Origin of the sequence: Desulfotignum balticum DSM 7044, assembly GCF_000421285.1 — a bacterium.
In the GTDB taxonomy this organism is placed as follows: Bacteria; Desulfobacterota; Desulfobacteria; order Desulfobacterales; family Desulfobacteraceae; genus Desulfotignum; species Desulfotignum balticum.
This window is the reverse complement of the sequence record NZ_ATWO01000005.1, coordinates 1-2,373: the sequence shown is the minus strand read 5'-3', so window position 1 is coordinate 2,373 and position 2,373 is coordinate 1. Positions and strand designations below refer to the sequence as shown.

1 protein-coding gene and 2 pseudogenes are annotated in these 2,373 nt (G+C 44.0%); 2 read left to right on the top strand and 1 reads right to left on the bottom strand.

Going from position 1 to position 2,373, the window contains the following annotated elements:
• Nucleotides 1-1,327 (top strand): annotated as a pseudogene (tnpC, locus tag K365_RS0125450) (IS66 family transposase); the annotation flags it as partial.
• A 132-nt stretch (nt 1,328-1,459) separates the two neighbouring features.
• On the opposite strand, the gene K365_RS0125445 reads toward tnpC, so the two are convergent.
• Entirely contained in the window at nt 1,460-1,756 is a 297-nt protein-coding gene (locus K365_RS0125445) for a tyrosine-type recombinase/integrase (RefSeq protein ID WP_281167821.1), read from the bottom strand.
• Between the two features lie 174 nt (nt 1,757-1,930).
• On the opposite strand from K365_RS0125445, the pseudogene K365_RS0125440 reads away from it, so the two are divergent.
• A pseudogene (locus K365_RS0125440) lies at nt 1,931-2,373 on the top strand (hypothetical protein); the annotation flags it as partial.

The following is a 2,373-nucleotide window of genomic DNA, read 5'->3' as shown; positions in this document are numbered from 1 at the left end:
TGAATTAAAGGAAAACCTGTTTTTTCTGGTCGGAGAATTCGACCAGAAAGAGCGTAATTACCAGTCTGAAATCAAAATCCTCAATGAACAGATAAAAAGTCTTCAAGACAGACTGTTCGGCCGTAAAACAGAGAAAATCCACAAACCGGACGGACAGCTTCCCCTGTTTGATATGCCTGAACCGGATCTCCCCATCCAGGAAGAGCCGGAAGATGTTACCATTAAGGAACATACACGCAAAAAACGTGGCCGCAAACCCTTGCCGCCAAATCTGCCCCGCATAGAGGTTATTCACGAGCTCAGCGAAGAGGAAAGGCAGTGCGGCTGCGGTTGCCTCAGGGAGCGTAGCGGACAGGAAGTATCTGAACAACTGGATTATATCCCGGCCCAAGTCAGGGTGATCCGGAACATCCGGTATAAATATGCCTGCAAAAACTGCGAAGGGACCGAGGATGACAAACCTGCCGTGTCTATTGCCAGGATGCCGGATCAGATTATCCCGAAAAGCATTGCCACCCCCGGGCTTCTGGCTCATATCCTGACTGCAAAGTTTGCCGATGCCCTGCCGTTTTACCGTCAGGAAAAGCAATTCAAACGGCTGGGAGTCGAGATCCCCAGATCCACCATGTGCGGATGGGCGATGAAAACTGCGGAAGCCTGTGACATCATTCTGGACATGATGAAAAAAGCGGTGCTTCAAAGCGATCTGATCAACATCGATGAAACCCCGGTGCGGGTGTTGAAGGAGCCCGGCCGTATAAAAAGTTACATGTGGGTGTTCAAGGGGACCTCTCGGGGGAGGCCGGTGCTTTTGTACCATTACGATCCTTCCCGGTCCGGAGATGTGGCAGCATCATTTTTGAACGGGTATAAAGGAATCGTCCAGACGGACGGATATTCGGGCTATGGGTTTCTTGATAAAAAAAAGGACATCCTTCATGTGGGCTGCTGGGTTCATGCCCGTCGAAAATTTGTGGAGGTGACCAAAGCAGTCAGCCGCAAAACCAAAACACCGGTCGGCAATGCCGCTACAGCGTTGAAATATATCGGCAAGCTGTACAAGATTGAAAAAGCAGCCCGGGAGAATCAATTGTCACCCCGTGAGATATATGAAAAACGCCAGACGGAAGCCGTTCCGATTCTTGAAGAGTTTAAAAAATGGCTGGATGCCACCGTTGAAAAAGTGCCCCCCAAAAGCCTTCTGGGAAAAGCGGTGAATTACACGCTGAACGAATGGGATCGTCTGATCCGTTATATCGAGGATGGCCGGGTGGGTCCGGACAACAATGCGGTTGAAAATGCCATCCGCCCCTTTGTGGTGGGACGGAATTATGCATAGTTGTAGATTATGCTGAGTTCGTTACCTGAACTCAAAGATTGAAAGTTCCTTTCCCGCTATATAAATTACCTTTTAAAGTCAGTAGTTGACGTCTGAAAAGTAACAATTATATCCGCATAATTATAATCCATTCAAAAATGATAGTACATCATTGGAGGGTTTATAGCGGCTGAATTTCATATCAGGAGGCTGTAATTTAGCCAGAGCTTCTTCTTTCATATTCAAATCTGCCTCAAAATACTGGTGCGTTGTTGCCACACTTTCATGGCCGAGCCACAAAGCAATTACACTGAGATCTACACCCGCCTGTAATAGATGCATTGCTGTGGTGTGCCTGATGACATGAGGCGATACTACTTTATCTTTTAAAGATGGATATTGTACGGATGCTTTGCTAAGGGCTGGCTCAAAATTAATATAACATATTTTGGATTAATTCTATCAACTATTTTGAAAGGGTTATTATCACACATATGTTTTTATGTCTCTAATTTAAAGGCATTTACGACGAAATATTTTATTGACAGCCTATGTGTATATTTGGTATAGTTCGCCTAATTATTACTATAATCGGGGGAACTATATCATTCCATGGCCTCAGAAAGCAGTGATTTAAAAGCAGTAGAAAACTATTTAAAATTTCATAAAATTAGTACGTTAGATCAAATAAAAAAAGAGTTGTTCACCAACAGCACCATGACTGTTTTCAGAAAGCTTAAATCGTTGGGTTATCTTTCCAGCTACTCTCATCGAGGAAAATATTATACACTCGAATCTATTGCTAATTTTGATGAAAGCGGATTATGGTCTTTCAATTCTATTTGGTTCTCCAAATATGGTAATTTGATAGAAACGACCGCAGAATTTGTTAATCTATCCAAGGCTGGATTCTCCGCTCAGGAGCTTTCCCGGATTTTAAATGTCGAAGTGAAGCATCCCCTGTTGGAGCTTTTCCGACAAAAACGGCTTTATCGAAAAAAAATATCAACGGTGTTTATATATTTTTCACAGGACCCATCTAAACAGCGGCAGCA